This is a genomic window from Polaribacter sp. R77954 (assembly GCF_044595335.1).
Classification (GTDB): domain Bacteria; phylum Bacteroidota; class Bacteroidia; order Flavobacteriales; family Flavobacteriaceae; genus Polaribacter.
In genome coordinates this window covers 1352481-1378233 of the sequence record NZ_CP138992.1, presented here as the reverse complement: position 1 = coordinate 1378233, position 25753 = coordinate 1352481, and the positions used below count along the sequence as shown (strand labels likewise).

Below are 25753 nucleotides of genomic sequence, written 5' to 3'. Positions count from 1 at the left end.
CTAAAATTTATTGAAACAAAAATTGTAACTTTGTTACATTCAAAATTAGTCGATTCAAATTTAAAAACATACAAAATGACAAGAGGATTTTTTAATGTTCCAACAGCTGTAAATGAACCAGTAAAAGGCTATGCTCCTGGTTCTCCAGAAAGAGAAGAATTATTAGCAACCTATAAAACAATGTTTAATAGTTCTGTTGATGTGCCAATGTATATTAACGGACAAGAAGTTAGAACAGGAAACACCAAAAAGATTACACCTCCTCACGATCATCAACACGTAGTTGGGCAATACCATACAGCAGAAAAAAAACACGTAGATGAAGCTATAGCAACTGCATTAGCAGCAAGAGAAGCATGGTCTTCGGTTTCTTGGATGGAAAGAGCATCGATTTTTTTAAAAGCTGCTGAATTATTAGCAGGGCCTTACAGGGCTAAAATGAATGCTGCAACTATGATTGCACAATCTAAAAATGTTCACCAAGCAGAAATTGATGCGGCTTGTGAAATGATCGATTTTTTTAGGTTTAACGTACAATATATGACTGATATTTTTAAAGATCAGCCAGCATCTGCACCAGGAATTTGGAACAGAGTAGAATACAGGCCTTTAGAAGGTTTTGTGTATGCCATATCACCTTTTAACTTTACTTCAATTGCAGCAAATTTACCAGCAGCAGCAGCTTTAATGGGCAATGTTGTGGTTTGGAAACCTTCAGATCATCAAACTTATTCTGCACAAGTTATTGTAGATTTATTTAAAGAAGCTGGTTTGCCTGATGGTGTAATAAATGTAGTTTACGGAGATCCTGTTATGATTTCTGATACTTGTTTAACTTCTCCAGATTTCTCAGGTTTACATTTTACGGGTTCTACATTTGTTTTTAAAGAATTATGGAAACAAATTGGTACAAATATTCATACGTATAAAACGTATCCAAGAATTGTAGGTGAAACTGGTGGTAAAGATTTTATTTGGGCGCACAACTCAGCAAATCCACTGCAAGTAGCAACAGCAATTACAAGAGGTGCATTTGAATATCAAGGACAAAAATGTTCTGCAGCTTCACGTGCTTATATACCTACTTCTATTTGGGATGATGTTTTAAAACACTTAAAACAACAAACCTCAGAATTAAAAATGGGCTCACCAGAAAACCCAGACAACTTTATAAATGCAGTAATTCACGAAGGTTCTTTCGATAAAATTGCAAAATATATTGATGCTGCAAAAGAAGATGCTGATGCAGAAGTTATTATTGGTGGAAATCATGATAAATCTAAAGGATATTTTATTCAGCCAACTGTAATCTTGGCAAAATCACCAACTTATGCAACCATGACTACAGAGTTGTTTGGACCTGTTATTACCATTTATATTTATGAGGATGCAGAATGGGAAGCTTCTTTAAAATTAGTTGATGAATCTACAGAGTATGCACTAACAGGAGCTATTTTTTCTACAGATAGATATATTGTAGAACAAGCATCTAAAGCGTTAGAAAACGCAGCAGGTAATTTTTATATTAATGATAAACCAACTGGCGCTGTTGTAGGGCAACAACCATTTGGTGGTGCTAGAGCTTCTGGAACCAATGACAAAGCTGGTTCTGCACAGAACTTGTTACGTTGGACATCTGTTCGTTTGATAAAAGAAACTTTTGTTACACCTACAGATTATAAATACCCTTTTTTAGGATAATCACTATCCCTTAAACAAAAAAAATCCTCATTACTTTATATAATGAGGATTTTTTTTTGCTTAAACTTAAAACTGATACCTTACTGATAGTGCAACATTAGAGTTTAAACCATCTAAACCTCCAGCAATGCCAATTTCTGGTCTATAATCAATTGATAATAATATGGGTGCATTAAAATTATATTCTATTCCTACAACTCCAGCTCCATAAATTCCAGTTCCATCAGCAGAAACAATTCCACCACCAAAACCTGCGTACCAATTGAATTTGTCTTCTAAACTCCAAACCCATTCATACAAACCAGTAGCTTTAAAATTTGTAAATTCATTGGCCAAACCTAAATCAATTTCTAATCGGTTATTGTTTCCTAAGGCTTTTTGATAGGTAATTTCTCCTCCAACTCCATCACCTCCACCAAAACGTAAACCGATTGCATTTTCAGAAATATCTTGAGCGTTAATGGTTAAAATAGTAGTTAATAATAATCCAAAAGTTAAATAAATTTTTTTCATAATGATTGTTATCTTGTGTTAATAGTAGTGCAAATTTATTAGTAATTTCCCATTGACATTAACTCAAGTGATTGAAATATTGTCAAAATCGGTTGAATTCATTATTTATTTTTAGACGAATTCCCTTTGAATGACTGCTAAATTCTGGAGCATACATACTTTGAATGGTTGAAATTCCATTGCTAAAATTTCCAGCATTATTTACACGAACATCGTACTCAAAAACATACACACCTTTTGGCAATCGATCAAAAAAGAAATTCGTGGCAGCATCTTTTGTACTTTCATAATAACCCAAATTATCTTGCCATTTGTATTTTGATAAAACATTTACGGGTTCAACTCCAGAAGCTCTCATATCTTTTAAATGGATAAATTCCATAGCTCTATCTGAACTCAATTCGATTCTAACTGTTATTAAATCGCCTACTTTTAAAACAGTGTTTTTATTGATTTCTTGCAATTCTTTACCTCTATCTGAATTCACTTTTAAGAATAATTTCTTGTTTAATTTTAACGGAGTTTCAGATTCTGTAATTTTGTCTAAATCCTCAAAATATTGCCAGTACAAACCTCCCCAAGCAATTCCTTTATCTTTTTTGTTGATGGTAACTGTGCTCATTGCTGGCGTAATTTCTTCGGTGTTCCAAGAAGTTTTAAAATAACCTGTTCCTGCTTCAACTTTTACATCTTCCATTTTAGATGGATTTATGTGTTGTTCTCCCACTTTTATTTCAACAGTTTCATCGATAGCAATCCAATCAGAACCGTTAAGCAACAAAGCATATACAGCTTCTGTAGTAGCTTTTGTGGTTTTCCATCTGTTAGTTTGCTTGTTTTTCAACAACCAAATTTTTAAATTATCAATGGTTTTGGTGTCGTTTTCTAATTCCGAAAAAGTTTCAATTAGTAAAGCTTGTGTTTCCACTGGTGCTTGATAATAGTAATAACCACCAGTATTTTCTTTCCAATACATTCCTAATTCATCAGAAGTGATGCTGTTTTCTTTTAACGATTTTAGAATTTTATTTGCAGTTGCTTTTTCATCATTTCTAAACAATGATAATGCAATTTGTCCTTTTGCATACAAATTATAGGTATTCCAATATTTTTTAGACTGATTTTGGTAATATTCTAAAGCAGTTTTTGTTTTATCATCCAAAGAAATAACAGCATAAAAACTTCGCATATACAAATACTGAATGGTAAAATAATTCAAGTTGTTTTTTGATAAATAGGTTTTATGGGCTTTGTTTCCTTTCTTTATATTTTTTTCTTTTTTTCTGATTTGATCGGCTCTTTCTAGTAATTTTTCATAATTCTGAGCCATTTCGTTATCTAAAAAACGAACAGACTTCTCAATCATTTTTTTGGTGGATTTGTCAAAATCTGAAACCCCTAGTTTTTGCAAATGTCCAAAACCAGTGGCAATATGTTGTGTAATAAAATTACTCGCATATTTGCTTCCTTTAAACCAAGGAAATCCGCCAGAATTCATTTGAATATCTTTCAATTTATTAATGGCTTTTTCTCGTTCGTTTTTCATTTTATTCAAATCGAACAATAATGCAATTCGCTTTTTTTGTTCGGTTTCAGATTCTGCATCTCTTAACCAAGGCGTTTCTTGAATGATTAACGATTTTAACTCCTGATTTTTTTCTAAATTAGAAATTAATGCGTCTGATGACGCCCAAGCCTTAAAAACTTCTTGAATTTTAGGATTCGAATTTGCCACAAAACTCGCGAGTGTATTTGCATAATATTTAGAGAAGGTTTGTTCTGCACATTCGTAAGGATATTCCATTAAATAAGGCAAAGCTTGTATGGCATACCAAGCAGGGTTGGATGTCATTTCTAAAGTTAGCTTGTGGTTTTTTAAGGTTGATGAAGAATTATTTTTTAATTTATCTAGCGTAAATGTCTTGGTTTCATTAGAGCGAATCCACATTGGCAGCGTTTCTGTAACCAATATTCTATTGGTTAACACTGGTAGCACATTTTGTTCTCCATCAGAAAAATCGCCAGCTTTTGCTACAATTTTGTATTGCACAGCTTGCTGATTTTCAGGAATTACTAAATTCCAAGAAACGTTTGTATTTCCATCTTTATTAACTGTAAATTCCACTCTGTCAGTTCCTGACATCTCTCCCCAAGGGAGAGAGCTACTCTTACTTAATAATTCTTGTGTAATTTCTTTACCAGTGATAGCATCCGTTAAAATCAATTTTGCAAAACCAGATAATTGGTTGTTGGTTAAATTGGTAATTTTTGCAGATAACGTAATTATATCTTTTTCTCTTAAAAAACGAGGAGTATTTGGCACAACCATCAATTCTTTTTGAGTAACCGTTTGTAAGGTTTTAGAGGCCGATTTTAAACTTTTAGTATGTGCTAAAAGTTGCAATTTCCATCTGGTTAAGGCTTCTGGCATTGTGAATGTAAAACTCACTTTCCCATTTTCATCTGTTTTTAATTGTGGAAAAAAGAAAGCTGTTTCTTTAAAGTTTTTACGAGCTTTTACTTTTGATAATTCATTGTCTAGTTTTTCTTGACCTGATTTTGTGGTGATGATTACAACTCCATTTGCAGCTCTTGAACCATAAAGTGCAGTTGCTGAGGCTTCTTTTAAAACTGAAATATTAACAATATTATCAGCATTTTCATCAAAAGAATCTACAATAACACCATCAACAACAAACAAAGGTTGTGAATTTCCTGCTAGTGAATTTACTCCTCTAATTGAAATATTTTGACTAGAATCTTGCTGACTAGAATTATTTAGAACTTCAATTCCAGCAACTTTGCTTTCAAGAGACTGAACTGCATAACCCAAACTTTTCTTTTTTCTATCAACTCCATAACCAATTACAACAACTTCGTCTAAATATTGAGCATCTTCTTCTAATTTAACATCAATGTTGGTTTGTTTATTAATTAAAAATTCGACAGATTTAAAACCTATATAATTGAAAACTAATACATCTTCTTTTTTAATTTTGATTGAATAGTTTCCATCAAAATCAGTTTCAGTTCCAAATGCTGTGCCATTAATTATAACTGAAACTCCTGGCAAAGGTTGTCCGTCTATATCAGAAACTGTTCCTGCTACTGTTCCATCAAAATCTGTTCTTGTGTTTTCAATTTTAATTTTAGTTTCTCTTAAATATTGTTGGTTTAACCATCGATTATTGTTCAAACTAAACCCAAACCAATTATATTTATCATTTTGAATATTTGGAAATCTAGAATAATTTCTTTGAATATTATGAACACTAAAATTGCTGTTGCCAAAACTTTTGTTGGCATTGCTAGTTTGGTAAGAATTGTAAGTAGGTTTTGGTGTTATTGGGTTAAAATACCAATTATGATCTTTAAATTCATCTAAAGAAGCATCATACATACTCGCTAAAACTTCTGCAGCAATTGCATCGTTTTTATCATTTTTAATCCTAAAACTCCACGTTTCTTGTTGCCCAGGTTGTAACTTGTCTCTAAAAATATTGGTTTCAATTTCTAGGTTTTTTTCTTGTTGATGAGGTACATTGATTAATAAGCTACCGCTTTTAAAATCATTATAATTTACAAAGTGATATTTAACTGCAAATCCACCAATATCCTCTTTATCAACAGGTATTTTAATGGTTTTTGTTTGATTATTTAAGTGAATGAGCTTTGTGTCAATTATTTTATAATTCTTTTCAATTTGCAGTACAATTGTAATATCGTTTGATGCAGAACCAATTTGTAGTTCCACAGTATCATCAATAGGATACAATCTTTTATCAGTATTAATGGTAAATAATTTTGAATCAGCAACTGCTTTTTCTTTGGATGAAAATAACTCGATTCTTTTCTCATCTTTAACAATTTGGTTGAATTTATCTTGGCTTTCTAAAATCACGATATATTTACCAGAAATCCAGTTTTTAATCTCGTTTAATTTTATTTCTTTGGTTTTTGAGGTATCAAAATTGTAAGACTTTATCAAAGCTCCTTTTGTCCAACTTTGTTCGTTTGCTTCATCATTGGTATAAGGATCGTTTGGAAATAAGGTTCTAAACGTATTTTCAGAAATATCTTGATAATCAGGAGCAGCCCAAGGTCTTTTTCTTAATGGATTTTTAGGTGCTTGTAACTTATATATTTTTATGATTCCTTTGGCAGCCACAAACTCGTCATTTAAGTTTTTGGTATCGATTTTTAAAATCGTTCCTTTTTTGCTTTTATCAATTTTAGAATCCATAGAAATAGAAGCAATTAAACTATGATAACCCACTTTTACCAAACTTGTTGCTGAACGTGTTTCTCCATTTACATCAGTAACATCTGCAGTAATTTCGTATGTAAAAACAGGGTTATTGCGTCTGTTAACACTTTCATCAGGGATCGCCTTAAATTTGATAAAGAAATTACCAGATGCATCTGTGATGCTTTCTCCATTGGTAATTTCTTGCGAAGATGAATTTGCATTTGGTCTTCGCCAATAATACCAACTAGGATATTTCACTTTTCTATGGACTCTGTAAACTACATTGGCATCAGTAATATTTGCGCCAGAAAATGCTTTAGCAAAACCGTTAACTTTTACGGTATCGTTTATTTTAAAACTTTCGGTAATAGGTTTAAATTTGGTTTCAAATTTTGGTCTTTTGTATTCCTCTACTGAAATTTCTACATAATCATCTTCAAAATACGCATCATCATAAAAATCTACATCGTGTTTTTCACTTTCATCAACATAAATTGAAAAAGTACCTGTTAAACCATTATTTGGGAGTATAAATTCGCCAGCTACAGAACCAAATTCGTTTAATTTTAAATCTAATGTTTTTACTTCTTGTCCATTTACATCTTCTAAATAAACTGTTACAAATTTGTCTTTTAAAACTTCAGATTTTTCGCCTTGTTTTTGAATAACAATTGCTTTAAAATAGACTGTTTGTCCAGGTCTGTAAATACTTCTGTCAGTAAAAATGAAAGGTTTTATGGTTATTTCATCATCTATATTATTTCTTTTGTTTCTTGAATATTGATTATATAAATAATGATTTCCAAAAGTTGCAAAATCATTTTTAGTATCAACTTCTATGTTTACATTTCTGTAAACTTCATCACTTTTAAAAGAAGCAAAACCATTTTTATCTGTAGTTAATTTTTTGTTGATGTAATTTGAATTTTTAAAAACCTTATTTTTTAAATGAATCTTGGCATTCTTAATTGGTTTTCCAGTATTTCTATCAACCACTTGATAATTGTATTTGCCATTAAACGTATTTTCTACCAAAGTTAAATTTGTTACTTGCATTGTAGTGGTTCCATAAATGGAATTTTCTTGTAATTCTTCACTTTCAGAAGCTACGATTACATACATTCCGTTTTCGAATTTTGGCACAATTACTTCTGTAGAATGTGACCTATAATCTTCTTTGTTTCTTAAAGTATGATGCCAAGTTTTGCTTTTTGGTAAAGTATTGATGAATGCTTTTCGTTCTTCAAATTGATTTTTTTTATGAAACTCCTCTTGTTGTTTTTTATTGATTTGATATGCCGTAAAAAATAATTTTTCTATGTTTTTGTACGTCACTAAAAGCCTAGAATTTTTATTTATTGGAATATATTGTTCTGCTCTAATTGTAAGCGTTTTTTGTTCAATTTGGCTTTTTAATACAGCACATTTTTGTGCTCCTAAACTTTGTGGAAAATCTTTTATAATTTGATTACAAATAGTAAGCGCTTCTTTATTTTTTGATTCATTTTTGAAGATTTTAGCGATCTCAAAAGCATACAAACCACTTGCTTTTTCCTCTTTAAATTTACTTTTCGTAGTTTTTAGTGTTGCTAATAAAATCCTGTTTTTATCTACAAAAACGGCATTTTGATGCACAAAGTGTAAACGTTGAATATCAATATTGGCTAAAGCATTTTTATTGCCCGTTTTTAAATGCAATTCAATTAATTTTTGATAAGTTTTTAAACCATTTAATTGCAGTGAAATACTGTCTTTTGATTCGATGTTTACTGCTGAAAAAGTAGCAACATCACTTAAATAATCAACGTCATCAATAATAAATTTATAAGCAGGTCTTGTAATGGAATTTTCTGAAGATTTGTAGAAATTCAATGCATTATTGGCTAAAAAATCAAATAGAGTAGGAGTATAGGTTTTTGTTGTTTTTTGAAGCTGTAAAATATCTGAAAATTCTGTGATATCTATTCCTTGTAATAATTCGGTTTCTGCTAAAGAGGCTTCAAAATATCTGTGAATTTCTTCAAATAAGGTATCTAAATCCCAAGTTCTAAAATCATTAGGATTTACTTTTTTTGCAATTTTTGTTCGGTTGTAAAACTTGTATCTGTTTTGCGTAAAATATTGCCAATATAGATTCGCTAATACATTTTGTAGCACATTTTTTGTAGGACTTTTCGTTTTAGAAATATGCTTTTTAAAGTTTTCAATCACCTTTAATTGTGAGTTTTCTTCGAGTATCAATGTAAATTTACTTTGATAAAAAAGCGACTTTATAATTTGTGGTGCATTGTTGGTTTTATCTGCTTCTGTGTAAATTTCTTCTACAATTTGCAATGCCGATTTTGGCAAACTTTGCAGTTCTAATTTTTCGACTTTTGTCCAAAGCAAATCAAAGTTGCTTTGCGCGTTTGTGGTTAAAGAAAATAATAGTATCATTAAAAGGGTTGTCGTAGTTTTTTTCATCATCAATAGACTTAAAAAATGATTCCTAGAGATTTTACCTCTTGGTTTCAATTGAAATTGTGATTCCCGATTTTCGGAAATCTATGCTATAAAGCACGTTTAAATCAAGTTGTAAAACAATTTAAAATTAGTGAACTCGTCTTTTGAGTTCGTAAACGTGATTTTTAATTGAGTTTCGTTCTAAAGATAATTATTATTGTGCAAAGCTTTTGTATTTTTACCTTTTATAATTTTCTGATATGAACATTCATTTTATAGCCATAGGAGGCAGTGCAATGCACAATTTGGCAATAGCTTTACACCAAAAAGGATACCAAGTTTTTGGGAGTGATGATACCATTCACGATCCATCAAAATCGCGATTGGAAAAATATGGTTTGTTACCCAAGGAATTTGGTTGGTTTCCAGAAAAAATTTCATCAGATTTAGATGTAATTATTTTAGGAATGCACGCTAAAAAAGACAATCCAGAATTGTTAAAAGCACAAGAATTAGGTTTGAAAATTTATTCATATCCAGAGTTTTTATACGAACAATGTAAAGACAAAACTCGAGTAGTTATTGGAGGTTCGCACGGAAAAACAACCATAACTTCTATGATTTTGCACGTGTTGAATTATCACGAAAGAGAAGTAGATTATATGGTGGGTGCACAATTAGAAGGTTTTGAAACGATGGTGCATTTAACAGAAGAAAACGATTTTATGGTTTTAGAAGGCGATGAATATTTGAGTTCACCTATTGATATGCGTCCTAAATTTCATTTATACAAACCAAATATTGCACTTTTAAGCGGCATTGCTTGGGATCATATTAACGTGTTTCCAACTTTTGAAAATTATAAAGAACAGTTTTCCATTTTTACTGATTCTATGATTAATGGTGGCAGTATGGTGTATAATATTGAAGATGAAAATGTAAAAGACATTGTGGAATCTTCGCAAAATCATATTAAAAAATATCCTTACGAAACACCAAAACATTTTATTGAAAACGGAATTACCTATTTAGAAACTGCTGAAGGAAATTTACCTTTAGAAATTTTTGGAAAACATAACTTACAAAATTTAGCAGGAGCAAAATGGATTTGTCAACATATGCAAGTTGATGAAGACGATTTTTATGAAGCAATAGCCAGTTTTACAGGAGCAAGCAAACGTTTAGAAAAAATTTCGGAAAATAATTCAACCGTAATTTTTAAAGATTTTGCACACAGTCCAAGTAAAGTTTCAGCTACTACAAAAGCAGTAAAAGAACAATATTCAGAAAGAACAGTTATAGCTTGTTTAGAGTTACACACCTATTCTAGTTTAAATGCCGAATTTTTAGCAGAATATAAAGGCGCTTTAGATTTTGCGGATAAAGCTGTTGTTTTTTATTCGCCTCACGCAGTAAAAATTAAACAATTAGAGGAAGTTACAGCACAACAAATTGCAGACGCTTTTGAAAGAGATGATTTGATTATTTACACAAATCCAGATGAATTTAAAACTTTTTTGTTTAACCAAAATTTGGAAAAATCAGCAGTTGTTTTAATGAGTTCTGGTAATTATGGAGGATTAGATTTTGATGAAGTGAAACGTTTGGTTTAACATTTAAAATTGGTCATCAAAAATTTTAGAAACAGTTGCTATCATTTTTTCATTTTCAGAATATGTTAATTGATAACAGTTTAAGCTATCAAACCAATCTAAAAATACTTGAGCATTTTTTGTAATTGGCGACAACCAAGAATCTGGAATCAATTGCTGAAAAGCATCAATTTTAGAAATCTTTTTACAACTAAGGCCACTGTCTTTTTCATATTTTATAAAAATTAGATCGTTACAAGGCAAATGTTGTAGGTAATCTGTGTTATTTGGTTTCAAATAACGTACTATTTTATTGAGCCTTTTAAAGTGGAATTCTGCACTGGTTTCCAATTCAGGATATAAAGGAAGTAGGGTTGCTAAACTGTTTTTTTTGATAGAAATAGATGCAGGAAAACTATAGACCTCTTTCTTTTCCATATCCATGGGTACAAAATCATCAGCTAAACAAGTAAAACCATTGGCTTGTAAAAGTGCTAAAGAAGTACTTTTTCCGTTACCAGAATCGCCCAAAAACAACATCGATTTTTTACCATTACTAATGGCAGAGGCATGGAAAACACCCATCCAATATTCTTCGGGTTTTTGATGAATTTTCTGAATGAACTCCATAGAGAATTTTCCTTGAAAAAAGTGTACATCTTTGTGGCTCCAAGAACCAATACATTCTTTATTTACATACAAGAAAATAAATTTGTTCTTAACAAAAACTTCAAATTCGTTTTGATAATCATCAGTTGCATCAATGGTTAAATGTGCAAATTTCGGATGGATATAATAAAGTTCTGTTTCGCTTAAATAACAGGTTTTAAAAACAATTTCGTTTACTTTGTAAAACTTTACAAATTCGTATGTTTTTGGTGTTATAATATCTCTATGATCGTTAATTATTTTTTCTTGCGCTTTTGTGTTTGGGTCATACACCTCTTCTTTTAAATGAAGAATAAAATCTTCTGATTTTTCTAGGGGAACATCAATTTTTTTAGACAAGGCAACTGCAATTTCTTTTACAGAAACTCCTTTACTTAACCTTTTTAAAATAGCTGCTGTGGTGTGTTCTAATACCAAATATTCGTTACTATTCTTAAACCAAGTGATGGTTTTGTCTTCTACAACCTTGTATAAAGCATTTGTTAAATCCATAAAAATAAAAGTAATTCTTTTAAATGTATTACAAACAAAAAACGCCTCAAAAAATTTGAGGCGTTTGCAATTTATGTTTCTCTATTAAAATCCGGTTCCTGGTGTTGCAGGTACAGAAGCTGCTTGTGCTTTCTGCGGATTTAAAATCATGTACGTACCTAAAGCAGTTAAGGCTGCATATTTACCATAATTTCCTATTTTTTTAATCGCTTCTTTACGAGTAATTTCTTCTTGATTGTTTTTTACTTTGTTTTCCATGTTTGGGTGTTTTATTCTCGTAATTAATTATTCTAAAGTTATTTTTTTGTTCAATTGACCAGTTGCTGTTGATAGCTTTACGATGTAAATTCCTGAAGCAAAGTTAGGTAAAGAAATGTCTTTAATACCAGTAGAAGTACTAAAAGAAGTGTTTAAAACTTTTTTACCTAATGTATTAAACAATTCAATATTTGTTGTTCCTTGAGATAAACCAGCTATTCTAAGGGTAGTTACGTCAGTTTTATAAATCCTAACACTTTCTAACAAAGCATCAGTAGTGCTTAATGTGCTGTTAGATTTTGTGTGTAAGTAAAATCTGCCAATGTCCTCTAATTTTTCTGTGGTTGTAATTGTATATTCACTGTTAGCTTCATCTAATCTAGTAAAAGTATTGGTTTGTCTGTCTTCTAAAAATACTTTTAGATTTGTCGGTAAATTTAAAGCTTCTGCAGTAAAAGTGATTTCTTTACCAGTATCAGCAATAATACCTACTGGCACAATCATATTTTCATAGTCTACGCTTGGTAAGGATTGTACTTGGTATTTTTTGCCATCACTTTCAATTAAATCAGAATAAATAGCAAAAGAGTGTGGAACACCGCCAAATAACTTACCATCATAACCTTTATCGTAACCAGAAGTAGCCTTATCTGAATAAATAATATTAGCAAATCTTTTATTTTTACCCTCAAAAACATTTAACGTTATCTCTAATTTACTATCCAATGATTTATTAAATGTATCTCCATTCCCAGTTATAAGATCAGCAGCCTCAAAAGAAATAGTTCCAGCTGATAGGGATTCAACAAAGAAGCCTTGACCTGGTGCAATTTCAAAAGTAGCGTTTCCTCCAGAAGTTCTTGTTACATATTGGCTTCCGTTCCAAAAATAAAAGTCTGTACCTATTATGCTGTTATTTGAACCTGCTCCATAAAAATCACCTAAAGTAAAGAAAGATGTAAAAGAATTACCCACCAAATTGAAATTATTTGCGCCTCCATGAGCTAAAATAAAGGATTGATTAGAGGTAGGTATAGTACCAGTAAATGAAACATCTTCTGATGTAGATAAGCTTACTGAGTATCCAGTACCATTAGCAAAAGTATTGTTTGTATCGTCACCATTTAAACCATCTACTTGACCAAAAGTATAGTATGACCAAACATCATTAGCATCAACTTGTGAGTTATCATAGGTAGCAATGGCCACATTTTGGGCAACTCCAACACCACTTCCTAATCTGGTATTAGGCTCATTTGTATAAAAGTTAGCAATACCTTGACTATTTACTGGGGATGCTATTAAATGCCATTGATTAGCAGTTAAAGCTCTATTGTAAGTTACATTTCCTGTGGATGTTCCATTTACTTTTAATGCAACTCCCGAATTTATTGTTACTGTAGCTGAATTATCAACTTCAAAATTGTTTATTTCTAAGTTTGTAGAAAGAGTTATAGCAGAGGTAATCAATACATTATCTGATGAAGTAGCATTAGAAATATCTCTTGGTTTCCAATCTCCATCGTATCTGAATTCGTTTTCAGAAGCACCTGGAGTAGCATCAGCTACATTGGCTGATGTTATAGTCCAGCTAGAAGCTTGCCAAGTGGTAGAAGGTGCTTCCATAATATTGTTACGTACGGCTCTGCTATCTTCATATTCCCAACTTTGACCTGTACCATCAACACCAATTTCACCATATACATCAAATAAAGTACCACTTGGATATGTACCTGAATACATCCCAAAAGGGTCATCTCCATTAACACCAAATCCACCATTGATTTCATCAGAACTAAAACCGTACGCAGTTGTAAAATTTGTACCACTAGATGCAATTACTAAATACTGCCCAGCAGTCAAGGTACCCGTTGTCAATTCTTCTACATTAGAAGCTGTGGCTGTAGCATTTCCGTTTGTAAATCTAGAAATGTATATTGGGGTTACTGAAAAATCGATATCAACTGAACCATTATTATAAATTTCAACAAAACGAGCGTTATCATTATCACCAGTATCAGCAACTTCCGATATTATTAAGCTAGGTGCTGGAGGAGTATCATTATCAGTAATGGTAACAGTATGTGTACTTATCCCTAAATCTGCTGTCCCTGAAGTAACAGTAAAATCTATAATTATTGTTTCATCCTCAAAATCTGCATCATCATTTATGCTTAAAGGAATATTAAGTGTTTCATTTGCATCGAAAACTAAAGCAGTTAAATCTATGGTGTAATCTCCTGGTTCTGCTGTACTACTTCCATTCACAGTTGCAGTAATAGTTACATCAGCATCATAGTTTGTTAGTGTGATTGGTATACCAGACGTTGCAAAAGTTGCATCTGTTTCTGTTTCTGCGCTTGATGCAGAGTCGAAAGTTATTGTTGGGCTTGGTGTTCCTCCAGATTCAGAAACTGTAAAAGAAGAGGTTGAATATCCATCTCCAGCTCCATTTTCACTAAATTCAAAACCGACTACTAACGAATTTACTCCTGATACATCTAGTCCACTAATAGAGTAGCTTACAGGATCACCATTATTGGTTTCTCCAATAGGAGTTTCAACTCTAGAACCTCCATCTAATATATAAAAATAAGTAAAGTTATCGTCATTAGCACCAGAGTTTTGTGATATTGCAGAAATATCTACGGTATTAATAGATGATACGTCTATACTTTGACTTTTAAATATTCCTTGCCCTCCCCAATCATCTGAAAGGAGAGCACCATCCACAACTTTAAATGAATTTGCTGAGCCATCAGTGCCTGGTTTTGAGGTATATGATAATGACCATTGGTTACCAGCGCTACCAAAAGGACCTACAGAAGCAGGAGCATCAGCTGGAGGAGATGCGCTTGTATGATCTGCAAATCCATCACCATTAGTAGAAAAATCAGCATCATAAATTTGAGCCGAAATTGTTGAAAAAGAAAAAGCTAAAATAAAGGAAAAAGCAATTTTTAATAAGTTTTTTTGTTTCATAATTTTGATTTTTATGTGTTAAAACTACAAAATAAAACACAAAAAAATAGGCTAAAATCTTATTTAACAATAATATAATGTTTTGATAAAATTAAAATCATAAAATTATTTTTTTCGAAAAAAAGGCCTCTTAATTTTATGAGATTATTAAAAGTAAAAATCAAAAAAAGTATCTTAATGCTTTCTCCAAAAGAAAGGTGTAAATAAAATTAATACTGTAAACAATTCTAAACGACCAATGAGCATTAAAAAGGAACAGAACCATTTTGCAGCATCAGACAAATGGGCGAAATTATCTACAGGGCTTACAGAGCCAATGGCTGGGCCAATATTACCTAACGAAGAAGCTGCTGCACCCAGTGCTGATAAAAAATCTAATCCAAATAATGTTAAGGTTACAGATGCCATTATAAAAATAAGCATGTAAATGATAAAGAAAGATAAAATGTTAAAAACAATGGCTTGGTTTACAGATTTTCCATCATATCTCACAGGGATTATAGCATTGGGATGCAATGCCTTTTTAAACTCTAAAAAGCTGTTTTTTAGCATGATAATGTGCCTTACTACTTTAACCCCACCACTAGTAGAGCCTGCAGAACCACCTGTAAAAAATAGGGCAAAGAAAATACCAGTTGCAAAGAAACTCCACATTGTAAAGTCTGCAGAAACAAAACCAGTGGTAGTTACAACAGAAGTTACCATAAATAATGCATGCCTAATAGCATATTCCACTTCGCCATAAACTTTTGGATGTGCAATTGAAGTTTGTAAATTAGGATCTTGAAAAAAGACAATTAATACTACAACAATTCCAGTAATACCTATAATACCAAACAAATAATATCGAAATTCTTCACTTTGAAATACTTTTTGCATTTTACCTTTTAAGGCAAAGTAGTTTAGTACAAAGTTAGTACCAGCGACTAACATAAAAAAAGTAATGATGTATTGTACAAAAGGCAAATGATTATAATGGGCAACACTTGCATTTTTTGTAGAGAACCCACCTGTACTTACAGTGGCCATTGCATGGTTTATGGCATCAAACCAAGTCATGCCAGATACTTTTAGGAGAAAAAATTCAGCAAATGTTAATACTACGTAAATTAAGTACAATCGTTTAGCGGTATCTGTAATTCTTGGATGTAATTTATCTGCTGATGGCCCAGGAGCTTCAGCCATAAATAACTGCATACCACCAATACCCAATAAAGGCAAAATTGCTATAGTTAGTACAATAATTCCCATTCCACCAATCCAATGTGTGGCAGACCTCCAAAATAAAATCCCTTTTGGCATGGCCTCAATATCTGTAAGAATGGACGAACCAGTGGTAGAATATCCAGAAATGGTTTCAAAAAAAGCATCAGCAATGGTTGGAATTGCACCAGATAATAAATACGGCAACATGCCTGTAATGGATAAAATTAACCAACCTAGAGTAACAATAAGGTATCCTTCTTTTTTTTGAATATTGGTGTTTTTAGTTTTATTAAAAAAAAATAATAAAAAACCTATAAAAACAGTAATAACACCTGCATTTAAAATTCCCCAGGCTTCTTTTTCATCAGAAAAATAACTGAAAGGAAACGCAATAAACATAAAGCAACCATTTAAAATAGCTGTGATGCCTAAAAAACGATAAATTATTTTTAAGTTTAGCGATCCCATTTTTAATCGAATAAACGCTCTACAGTAGCTATAGCCTCTGGTAAACAAAATACAATTACTTTGTCTCCTCTTTTAATTTGCATACTACCATATGCCATTAATGCTTTTCCGTTTCGTATAATTCCACCAAAAATAGCTTCTCTAGGAAAACGCAAATCTCTAATAGGAGCTTTAGTAACCCTAGCATAAGGTTGTACCTCGAACTCAAAAACTTCAGCATCTATATTATGCAAGTTAGCTAATTCTAAAATTTCTCCTTTACGAATGTGTTTAAAAATATTACTGGCAGCAATTAATTTTTTGTTGATAAGTGATTGAATACCTATGGTTTGAGAAATATCGATATAATCCATATTCTCTACCAAAGCAATGGTTTTTTTAACCCCTTTAGATTTGGCTACTAAGCAAGACATGATGTTGGTTTCAGAATTACCAGTAACTGCAATAAATGCATCCATTTCTCTAATATTCTCTTCTTCTAATAATTCTAAATCTCGTCCATCACCATTAATAACCAAGGTGTTTCCTAAAGTTTCAGCAAGCACCTCTGCATGCTCTCTTTTTTTCTCTATTAATTTTACCTTAAAATTGTCTTCGCAAAGATTTCTAGCTGTTTTTTCGCCAATACTACTTCCTCCAAGAATCATTACGTTTTTTATATTGAATTGCTTTTTACCAATAATAGGGTATAAGTCTTTCATACTGTAATTTGGTACAGAAAAATATACCTGATCGTCTATTCGATAAGTAGTATCTCCTCTTGGAATAATAGTTTGAGCTACATTTTCTCTTTTAATTGCAATAGTAATAAAATCTACATTAGAAAACTTTTGCTTTGCTTCTTTAACTGTTAAATCTACTAAGGGTGATTTGTAAGATAAAGTGGTACCCATTACATTAAAAAGCCCTCTTTCAAACTCAACAGTATCATTAAAAGATGATTGATTTAACAACATTTTTATTTCATTTGCTGCTAATTCTTGAGGAGAAATCATAAAATCTACTCCGAATTTAGAGAAATCAACTTCACAGTCATTCAGAAATTCTGGATTATCAATTCTAGCAATCGTTTTTTTAGCACCCAAAGATTTGCCAATTACAGAAATTGTAAAATTGGTATTTTGGCTATCGGTTACCGCAATTAATAAATCTGCAGAACTAATACCTACTTCTTTGAGTAGTTTTATAGAAGTTGCATCTCCTTTTTTAGTAATTACATCTAAATGATTGTTTAAATACTCTAACTTGTCGCCATCAAAATCGATAACGTACGTATCTTGAGATTCGTAAGAAAGCAGCTTAGCCAAGTGATAGCCAACATCTCCTGCACCAGCTATAATAATTTTCATATTAAAAATATAGAAATAAGCTACAAAGATATAAAGAGTTTTGTTTGAAATCCAATAAAATAGATGTTTTCATCACTAAACTAAATTGTTGAAATATTTTTTAAATGGAAATAAACCTGATAAATATCTTTTTTTTAAGAGAAGATAACATTTATTTTTACGCTTTTAATGCTAAATAAAATTGTTTTGTTTATAAAATCATCACTATTAAAAAATAGTACTCAAATCGTAATCTTGTTTTTTACGATGAAATTTTTATTGTCTTGCCAAAAAAAAGTGGAATACAAAAAAGTAGATGACAAGAAAAGTGTTTTTTTATCTGGTAAGGTGATTCCTGATAGTCATTTTTTAGGTGATGAAAAATGCAAAGAATGTCATCAGCAAGAATTTGAAGCATGGCAAGGATCGCATCATGATAAAGCCATGCAAATTGCAGATAGTGCATCTGTTTTGGCAAACTTTAACAATCAAAAATTTACGAGTCAGGGAGTAACTTCTACATTTTACACAAAAGGTAAAGACTTTTATGTAAATACAGAAGGGCCTGATGGTAAAAATCACGATTATAAGATTGTATACACTTTTGGGCTAACCCCTTTACAACAATACATAGTACAGTTTCCAGATGGGCACTACCAATGTTTACGAACTGCTTGGGATACTGTAAAGAATAAATGGTTTGATTTATATCCAGATTTTAAAGTAGTGCATTCAGAGTGGTTGCACTGGTCTAGAGGAGGTTTAAATTGGAATAATATGTGTGCAGATTGCCACTCTACAAACGTTCGTAAAAACTATGAAATTGGCAACCATAGTTACAATACAAAATATGCTATTATTAATGTTAATTGCGAAGCCTGTCATGGACCTGCTAAAGAACACGTGTCTCAAGTTGAAAAATTAGGCAAAAAATACGTGGCTAATGGAGAGTTACATATGACATCTACAACTACCCCAAAAGAATTGGTAGATGAATGTGCAAGATGCCATATGCGTAGAGAACAGGTTTCTGATGTTTTTAATTTTGAAGGTACATTGTTAGATCATTACTATCCACAATTAATCGAAGAACGTTTGTATCATGCAGATGGTCAAATTTTAGATGAAGTTTATGTTTATGGTTCTTTTAAACAAAGTAAAATGTACCAAAATGATGTTACATGTACCAATTGCCACAATCCACATACTCTAAAATTAAAGTTTGATGGAAATAAATTGTGTGCCCAATGTCATGTGCCAGAAAAATATGATACTCCTAAACATCACTTTCATCCACAAAATACAGCCTCATCAAAATGTATCAATTGTCATATGACAGGTAAGTTTTATATGGGGAATGATTTTAGAAGAGATCATAGTTTTAGAGTACCAAGACCCGATTTGAGTTTAAAATATGGAAGCCCAAACGCATGTTCAGGTTGTCATAAAGATAAAGATGATAAATGGGCTTGGGCAAGTTTTCAAAAGCTTTTTGGTGAAGTAGATTCTATTCATTTTTCAGATAAATTAGCATCAGGAATTGCAAATGAACCAGAAGGACATTTAAATTTAATTGCATTGATGAATGATAAACATCAGCCAGAAATAGTAAGAGCTTCTGCCACCAAAGTATTGTCTAATTACAATGTGCAGAATTTTATAGAAGAATACATAAAAATGTTAGAAGACGATTCCCCTTTGGTTAGAGGCGCTAGTGTTGATGCTTTGAGTTTAATAAATACTTCTGATTATGCAAATTACTTTTTACCAATGTTAGAAGATTCTAAACGTAGCATAAGAGTTAAAGCGTTTTTTGGTTTGGGTGCGTTTCCTGAAAGTGATATTCCAAATACGTACAGAGCCTCTTATGAAAAAGTGAAAAAGGAATTTTGGACACAAATAAATGCAAATTCAGATTTTGTGGGCACAAGGGTTAGAAAAGGAGATTATTATATCAAAAAAGGTGAACTCGATAAAGCAATATATAATTATGAAAGTGCATTAGCTTTAGATAATGTAAACGACCAAATTAGAGTGAATTTGGCAACATTGTATTACAATAATAAACAGTATAAAAAAGCTGAAGAAACTTATAAGGATATTATAAAACATGTGCCAGAATATGGTGCTGCTTATTACTCTTTAGCTTTGTTATACGCAGAGTTAGGTAGAGATAATGAAGCGATTGTACAGCTAGAAAAAGCCACTAAAATAATGCCTAAAAATACTCGAGTAAATTACAATTTAGGTTTATTATATCATAAAAAACAAAACTTTAAAAAGGCAGAAAAGAGTTTGATTTTGGGTCTTAAAACAGAGGCAACAAATGAAAGTTTGTTGTATGCCTTGGCTTTTGTGTACTCACAATCTAATCAAAAAGAAAAAGCAAAAAACATACTACAAAAACTGGTAAGTTTATATCCAAATAATGAACAATATCAAAATTTTTTAAATCAATTGTAAATCCATAGATTTTTGTATTTTTATACAAATTGTTGCTATGGAAAAAATGACGATTAAGTCTTGGGCTTTAGACGATAGGCCTCGTGAAAAATTATTAGCTAAAGGAAAAACAGCCTTATCTGATGCTGAATTAATCGCTATTTTAATTGGCTCAGGAAACAGAACAGAAAGTGCAGTTGCATTAAGCAAAAGAATTTTACAATCTGTTGATGGTAATATTAATGACTTGGCTAAATTATCTGTAGAAAAATTGATAGAGTTTAAAGGGATTGGAGAAGCCAAAGCCATTTCAATTATCACAGCATTAGAACTAGGGAAAAGAAGGCAGTTAGAAACCGCTTTAGAAAAACCTAAGATAACCTCAAGTAAAGCTGTTTTTAATGTGATGCAACCCATTATTGGCGATTTAGAACACGAGGAGTTTTGGGTGCTTTTTTTAAATAACTCTAATAAAGTAATTGCAAAATCTCAAGTAAGTAAAGGTGGCTTAACAGCTACAATTGTAGATGTGCGTTTGTTGTTTAAAAGAGCTTTAGAGTTGGCTTGCGTGGGTTTAATTGTGTGTCATAATCATCCTTCAGGAAAACTAGAACCTAGTAATGCAAACCAACAAATTACTCAAAAAATAAAACAAGCAGGTATAACTTTAGATATTAAATTGCTAGATCATTTAATAATTACACAAAAAGCGTATTTTAGCTTTGCAGATGAAGGAATATTATAGGTTGAAAGTACGATATTGAATATTCGTAGTTAGCAGCTGAATTCATAATTTAAAATTCATAATTTAAAATTGATCTTAGTTTATACCCATAAAATTACACCTAGAATTCGCTATATTTTTAAACATATTTTAGCGAGAACTTTATTAATACCAGTAGCTTTTACTACAAAAGTAGAAGAGTTTGTGGCACATAATGGCCCTAAATTATCTTATACAAAAACGCCATTAGGCACAGAGTTTTTTATAAAAAGTAACGATTTACTTTTTGAACAAGGGGTAAATGATATAGATATAAATGTAAATAATTGGGATAATGTACCCTGTTTTTTTGCAACCAATATAAAATCTGCTATTCCTTTTGATATTTTTGCGGCTAGTTTTTATTTAATTTCTCGTTACGAAGAGTATTTGCCTCACGTAAAAGATACTCATGGACGTTACACAGCAGCACAGAGTTTGGCTTATAAAAAAGGGTTTTTAGAAAAACCAGTAGTAGATATTTGGGCGTATAAGTTTTTAGAAATATTAAAAGAAAAATTTCCAGATTACGCGTATACCACAAGAACGTACAATTTTATTTCTACTATTGATGTTGATAATGCTTTTGCCTACAAATATAAAAGTTTGGTAAGAAGTGTTGGTGGGTTTTTAAATGATGTAGTCCGTTTTAAAATTTTTAATGTTTGGAACCGTTTTGCGGTTACTTTTAAAATTAAAAATGATCCTTTTGACACTTTTAAAGAGTTGCTTAAATTTAAAGATTCTTACAAAGTAAAAACAATATTTTTCTTTTTAATTGGCGATTATACAACGTTTGATACCAATGTTTCAGCATCAAAAGAACAATACAAATTACTTATAAAAGAAATGGTAGATTATGCAGATGTTGGTTTGCATCCTTCTTATTTTTCTATGCAAAAAGCAACGCTTTTAAAGAAAGAAAAAGAACGATTAGAAAGTATTACAAATACGCCTGTAAAAAGTTCTAGACAACATTATTTGCGCTTTAGTTTGCCAGATACTTATCAACATTTAATAGATTTAGAAATAGAAGAAGACCACTCTATGGGTTATGCCAGTAATATTGGGTTTAGAGCAGGTACATGCACACCATTTTATTTTTACGATATAGATTTTGAAATTCAAACCCCATTAAAAGTATATCCTTTTGCTGTGATGGATACTACTTTAAATGATTATATGAAGCTAACACCAAAGCAATCTTTAGGTAAAATTAGAGATTTAAAAAATGAAGTAAAAGCGGTAAACGGAACATTTATTACGCTGTTTCATAACGAAACTTTGAGTGATTATTTACGCTGGAAAGGTTGGAAACGCTTGTACGAAGCTACATTAAAAATTGCCACTGCTTAGCATGATTACATACGTTAAAAGAACAACACTTAATGTTACCAAATACAATACTTGTATAGAAAATGCAATACAGTCTAAAATCTATGCTTTTTCTTGGTATTTAGATATTGTTGCCGACAATTGGGATGTTTTAGTTTGGAATGATTATGAAGCTGTAATGCCATTGCCTTGGAAAAAAAAATACGGTTTAAAGTATATTATTCAACCTTATTTTTGTCAGCAATTGGGGGTTTTTTCTATTGATGAGATTACCTTAGTAATACAAGATAAGTTTATTAAAAGTATACCTAAATCTTTTGTTAAAATCGATTTAAATTTTAACGCACACAACTTAGATCAAAAAAATAATCGGCATAAAAAATTAAATTATTTGCTTAATTTAGATAAAAGTTATAACGAATTATTTAAAAATTTCTCTAAAGGTAGAAAGCACGCTGTAAAATCTGCCTACAAAAATAATTTAAGTACTAAAGCTATTACAATTGCAGAGTTGATTAAAATTACGGATGAGTTTTACCCAGATTTAAACTACTCAAAAGATACTTTAAGGGCATTAACAAACTATGTTTTAAAAAATAATAAAGGTTTTATTCATGGTGTTTTTAAAGATGAACATTTACTAGGGGGTTCTTTATTTTTAAAATCAAATGAAAGAATTGTGTATTTATTTTCTTCTTACAAAAAAGAAGCAAGAAAACTACAAGCTTCGAGTTTTTCTATAATAAGTGTAATAGAAAAATATCAAAATACTAAAATGGTGTTTGATTTTGAAGGAGGCAATATACCAAGTATTGGTTCTTTTTTTAAGAGTTTTGGTGCATCACCAGAACATTTCTTTTGCCTTTCTAAAAAGTTGTTTTCTAAATTTTAGAGGTTGATTTTAAAAGAGATTTTAGCCTAATTTTTTCAGCAACATTTTTTTGTATAAATACCAAAACCAAATCATAGAAATAACGCCTGTAAACCACATTAAAATTGATGTAGTTATTGCAGCGCCTTTAATTCCGTATTTTGGAATCAAATAATAATTGCTTATCAAATTTAAAACTAGAGCAACACTTGCAATGTAATAATTGATTTCGGCTTTTCCAATAGACGATAACAAGTTTCCATACAATCCTCTAAAAATGTAAATACCAACAATACCTAACATCAATATAAAAAAAGTATCTGCAAACGGAATAAAACTATCATCTAAAATAGTTAAGATAGTTTCACTAAAAAAATAACTAACCAAAATGATAAGAATACTTATCAAAAAAAAGAAAAGCATATAACTTTTTACATAATTATATATGTAAACTTTGTCGTAAATTTTTTCGGTAAAAGCTACAAAATCAGTAGCAATAAAAACTCTAGGTAAAAAAAGTAAACTAAAAGGAATTAAGGAAATGTATCTATAATTGGTAATCATTTCAGCATCTTCTTGTAAATAGCCAATAAGTAAAATATCAATTACAAAAAGCAGTTGAGTAACTACGTTAGATAAACTTGTAAAAAAGCCATATTTCCAAAATGAAGTTGTTTTAAAAGGGATTTTGAATTGGCTAGAGAAGTCTATATTTAGTTTTTTTATAAATAAAAAAGATGTTATTAATGGCGTAATTAAAAGTGCTATGGTATACCCAATTTCTTTAAAAAAATAACTTAATACAAACACACTTAAAAGCAGAATTGTACTATTAGAAAACTCGGTGTATGCAAAAAACTTGTTGTTATGTTGTAGTCTAAACTGTGCTCTAATCACTTCAAAAATAAAAGAAGGCAAAATTATAAACGACAAAACAATTACATAAAGTTGCGTACCTTCAAATTTAAATTTGATAAAAAAGCTAGCGCAAATTATTAATGTTATGATAATTAAAGAAGCTAAAATACCTTTTTTTAAAACATAGATAAATAACCCGTTTTTTTCTTTTTTTAATTTTAGCAAAGCACCATACCTTATTAAACTTTGATGCAAACCAAAACCACTAATTGGTATTAAAAAAACAATAATATTATATGCAAAAAGCACTACACCCAATTCTGTATTATCAATGAGTTTTAATGCAACTAATGATGCTATAAAAGAGAAAAGACGTGCAAAAATTGTTGCTCCAAAAACATAGCTTCCAGATCTACCTAAAAAATTGAGTATGTATTTTTTGATCAATTGCATTTATCTTTTTAAAGATTTGTAGTAAAGTTCAGAGAAATTTTCGGCTATTGTTTTTTTACTACATACAGAAACTACATAATTATGCATTTGTGCTTTGCTGGCTAAAGTATGCGTTTTATTATAAAAGTTTAGTATTTCTTCTTTTAATTTAGCTTCATCTCCAACTTCAATTAGTTTGCCAAAATTATTGGGAAAAAATTCATGAATACCACCTACATTAGTAGAAATTACAGGAACTCCACAAGAAAAAGCCTCTAAAATTACACAAGGCAAATTTTCGTAATTACTAAACATTACAAATAAATGGCTGTTTTTTAATTTTTCTGACACTTCTTGATGAGGAATTTGCTCAAAAAAGTTAATTTTATTTGCTTCTATGCCAAGTTCATTTGCATAAACTTTGTAATTTGTGGCGTTTTCTCCAATAAGTTGAAACTTGAAATTTTGGATTTTTTTTTGAATTACAGCCACAACATCAAGCATGCCTTTAATATTTTTATGATCATTATTCATATTAGAAATATGTGTAATCGTAAAAATATCTTGATTAATATTATTGGGTGTAAAGACTGTAGTATCTACCACATTGGGTACTTTTTTATAGTTTCCTTGTAAACCAATGGCTTGCATAGCACCACCTAAATTGTCTGATACTGGGCAAACATAAGCAGCATTTTTAGTAATGATGTTAGATATTTTTTTTTCAAAATATGAAATAGATTTTGGTCGGTGATACACAGTCCAATGTTCAGAAATAATGTAAGGTTTTTGTGAAAACCATTTTAGATATAGCGAAAAAATTCCGAAAGGAAATACCTCATTTAAATGCACCACATCAAAAGCACCAACTTTAGCAATAAGGTTTTTAAAAGCTTTAAAAAACAAAAGCGCTTTGTTTAATTTTTTCTGTGGTTTAAGATATGCAATGTGAGTTTTTATGCCATTTGTGTTGTTAAAAGTATACTCAATAGTGTTTTTCAAAGCACTATCTGTAATGATATGTATAACAGTTACATCATGCAATGTAGCTACAGCCTCAGCATGTCTTTGTATAAAATCGCCATTGTAAGGAGAAACTCTAGAAGGATACCATCCGCATAAAAATAAAACCGATAAATGTTTACTCAAAAA

At 30.9% G+C, this 25753-nt stretch carries 15 protein-coding genes; 6 read left to right on the top strand and 9 right to left on the bottom strand.

Features of this window, described 5'->3' with window-relative positions; all coding sequences use genetic code 11:
• Positions 1-75: 75 nt before the first annotated feature.
• Positions 76-1701, top strand: coding sequence for an L-glutamate gamma-semialdehyde dehydrogenase (gene pruA / locus SJY27_RS05980; RefSeq protein ID WP_397447345.1), 1626 nt, complete (start codon positions 76-78; stop codon positions 1699-1701).
• A gap of 66 nt (positions 1702-1767) precedes the next feature.
• On the opposite strand, the gene SJY27_RS05975 is transcribed toward pruA, so the two are convergent.
• A complete protein-coding gene (locus SJY27_RS05975; RefSeq protein WP_397447344.1) occupies positions 1768-2214 on the bottom strand; it encodes a hypothetical protein in 447 nt (148 codons plus the stop codon).
• Positions 2215-2296: 82 nt separating this feature from the next.
• On the bottom strand, positions 2297-8926 hold the full coding sequence (locus tag SJY27_RS05970; RefSeq protein ID WP_397447343.1) for an MG2 domain-containing protein: 6630 nt from the start codon (positions 8924-8926) through the stop codon (positions 2297-2299).
• A gap of 239 nt (positions 8927-9165) precedes the next feature.
• On the opposite strand from SJY27_RS05970, the gene murC reads away from it, so the two are divergent.
• Complete coding sequence (murC, locus tag SJY27_RS05965; protein WP_397447342.1) at positions 9166-10518, top strand: UDP-N-acetylmuramate--L-alanine ligase; 1353 nt, start codon at positions 9166-9168, stop codon at positions 10516-10518.
• Between the two features lie 3 nt (positions 10519-10521).
• Here the strand turns inward: murC and SJY27_RS05960 are convergent, their stop codons facing one another.
• The 5 genes from SJY27_RS05960 to trkA all read right to left on the bottom strand — a co-directional run bounded on the left by SJY27_RS05960 (position 10522) and on the right by trkA (position 17921).
• Positions 10522-11658: a hypothetical protein gene (locus tag SJY27_RS05960; RefSeq protein WP_397447341.1), complete on the bottom strand. Its 1137-nt coding sequence runs from the start codon at positions 11656-11658 to the stop codon at positions 10522-10524.
• 84 nt (positions 11659-11742) lie between these two features.
• Positions 11743-11916 (bottom strand): hypothetical protein, encoded by a 174-nt coding sequence (locus SJY27_RS05955; protein WP_397447340.1) that lies wholly within the window; start codon positions 11914-11916, stop codon positions 11743-11745.
• A 27-nt stretch (positions 11917-11943) separates the two neighbouring features.
• Positions 11944-14898 carry a lamin tail domain-containing protein gene (locus SJY27_RS05950; protein WP_397447339.1) on the bottom strand — a complete coding sequence of 985 codons (2955 nt, stop codon included), beginning with the start codon at positions 14896-14898 and terminating at the stop codon, positions 11944-11946.
• Positions 14899-15072: 174 nt separating this feature from the next.
• Positions 15073-16572 carry a TrkH family potassium uptake protein gene (locus SJY27_RS05945; RefSeq protein ID WP_397447338.1) on the bottom strand — a complete coding sequence of 500 codons (1500 nt, stop codon included), beginning with the start codon at positions 16570-16572 and terminating at the stop codon, positions 15073-15075.
• A gap of 2 nt (positions 16573-16574) precedes the next feature.
• The gene (gene trkA, locus SJY27_RS05940) at positions 16575-17921 is read right to left on the bottom strand and encodes a Trk system potassium transporter TrkA (protein WP_397447337.1); all 1347 of its coding nucleotides are present in this window, start codon (positions 17919-17921) and stop codon (positions 16575-16577) included.
• Between the two features lie 276 nt (positions 17922-18197).
• Here trkA and SJY27_RS05935 point away from each other — a divergent pair, with 276 nt between their 5' ends.
• The 4 genes from SJY27_RS05935 (at position 18198) to SJY27_RS05920 (ending at position 23332) form a co-directional block, all read left to right on the top strand.
• Positions 18198-20363 carry a tetratricopeptide repeat protein gene (locus SJY27_RS05935; protein WP_397447336.1) on the top strand — a complete coding sequence of 722 codons (2166 nt, stop codon included), beginning with the start codon at positions 18198-18200 and terminating at the stop codon, positions 20361-20363.
• A gap of 37 nt (positions 20364-20400) precedes the next feature.
• The gene (radC, locus tag SJY27_RS05930) at positions 20401-21087 is read left to right on the top strand and encodes a DNA repair protein RadC (protein ID WP_397447335.1); all 687 of its coding nucleotides are present in this window, start codon (positions 20401-20403) and stop codon (positions 21085-21087) included.
• 69 nt (positions 21088-21156) lie between these two features.
• Positions 21157-22461 (top strand): polysaccharide deacetylase family protein, encoded by a 1305-nt coding sequence (locus SJY27_RS05925; protein WP_397447334.1) that lies wholly within the window; start codon positions 21157-21159, stop codon positions 22459-22461.
• Position 22462: 1 nt separating this feature from the next.
• A complete protein-coding gene (locus tag SJY27_RS05920) occupies positions 22463-23332 on the top strand; it encodes a hypothetical protein (protein ID WP_397447333.1) in 870 nt (289 codons plus the stop codon).
• Positions 23333-23353: 21 nt separating this feature from the next.
• Here the strand turns inward: SJY27_RS05920 and SJY27_RS05915 are convergent, their stop codons facing one another.
• Both SJY27_RS05915 and SJY27_RS05910 read right to left on the bottom strand, forming a co-directional pair.
• On the bottom strand, positions 23354-24622 hold the full coding sequence (locus SJY27_RS05915; protein WP_397447332.1) for a polysaccharide biosynthesis C-terminal domain-containing protein: 1269 nt from the start codon (positions 24620-24622) through the stop codon (positions 23354-23356).
• Complete coding sequence (locus SJY27_RS05910) at positions 24623-25750, bottom strand: glycosyltransferase family 4 protein (protein ID WP_397447331.1); 1128 nt, start codon at positions 25748-25750, stop codon at positions 24623-24625.
• Positions 25751-25753: the final 3 nt, after the last annotated feature.

Coding starts and splice junctions, on each gene's coding strand:
- pruA (WP_397447345.1), top strand. CDS start 76: ATGACAAGAGGATTTTTTAATGTTCCAACAGCTGTAAATGAACCAGTA.
- SJY27_RS05975 (WP_397447344.1), bottom strand. CDS start 2,214: ATGAAAAAAATTTATTTAACTTTTGGATTATTATTAACTACTATTTTA.
- SJY27_RS05970 (WP_397447343.1), bottom strand. CDS start 8,926: ATGAAAAAAACTACGACAACCCTTTTAATGATACTATTATTTTCTTTA.
- murC (WP_397447342.1), top strand. CDS start 9,166: ATGAACATTCATTTTATAGCCATAGGAGGCAGTGCAATGCACAATTTG.
- SJY27_RS05960 (WP_397447341.1), bottom strand. CDS start 11,658: ATGGATTTAACAAATGCTTTATACAAGGTTGTAGAAGACAAAACCATC.
- SJY27_RS05955 (WP_397447340.1), bottom strand. CDS start 11,916: ATGGAAAACAAAGTAAAAAACAATCAAGAAGAAATTACTCGTAAAGAA.
- SJY27_RS05950 (WP_397447339.1), bottom strand. CDS start 14,898: ATGAAACAAAAAAACTTATTAAAAATTGCTTTTTCCTTTATTTTAGCT.
- SJY27_RS05945 (WP_397447338.1), bottom strand. CDS start 16,572: ATGGGATCGCTAAACTTAAAAATAATTTATCGTTTTTTAGGCATCACA.
- trkA (WP_397447337.1), bottom strand. CDS start 17,921: ATGAAAATTATTATAGCTGGTGCAGGAGATGTTGGCTATCACTTGGCT.
- radC (WP_397447335.1), top strand. CDS start 20,401: ATGGAAAAAATGACGATTAAGTCTTGGGCTTTAGACGATAGGCCTCGT.
- SJY27_RS05920 (WP_397447333.1), top strand. CDS start 22,463: ATGATTACATACGTTAAAAGAACAACACTTAATGTTACCAAATACAAT.
- SJY27_RS05915 (WP_397447332.1), bottom strand. CDS start 24,622: ATGCAATTGATCAAAAAATACATACTCAATTTTTTAGGTAGATCTGGA.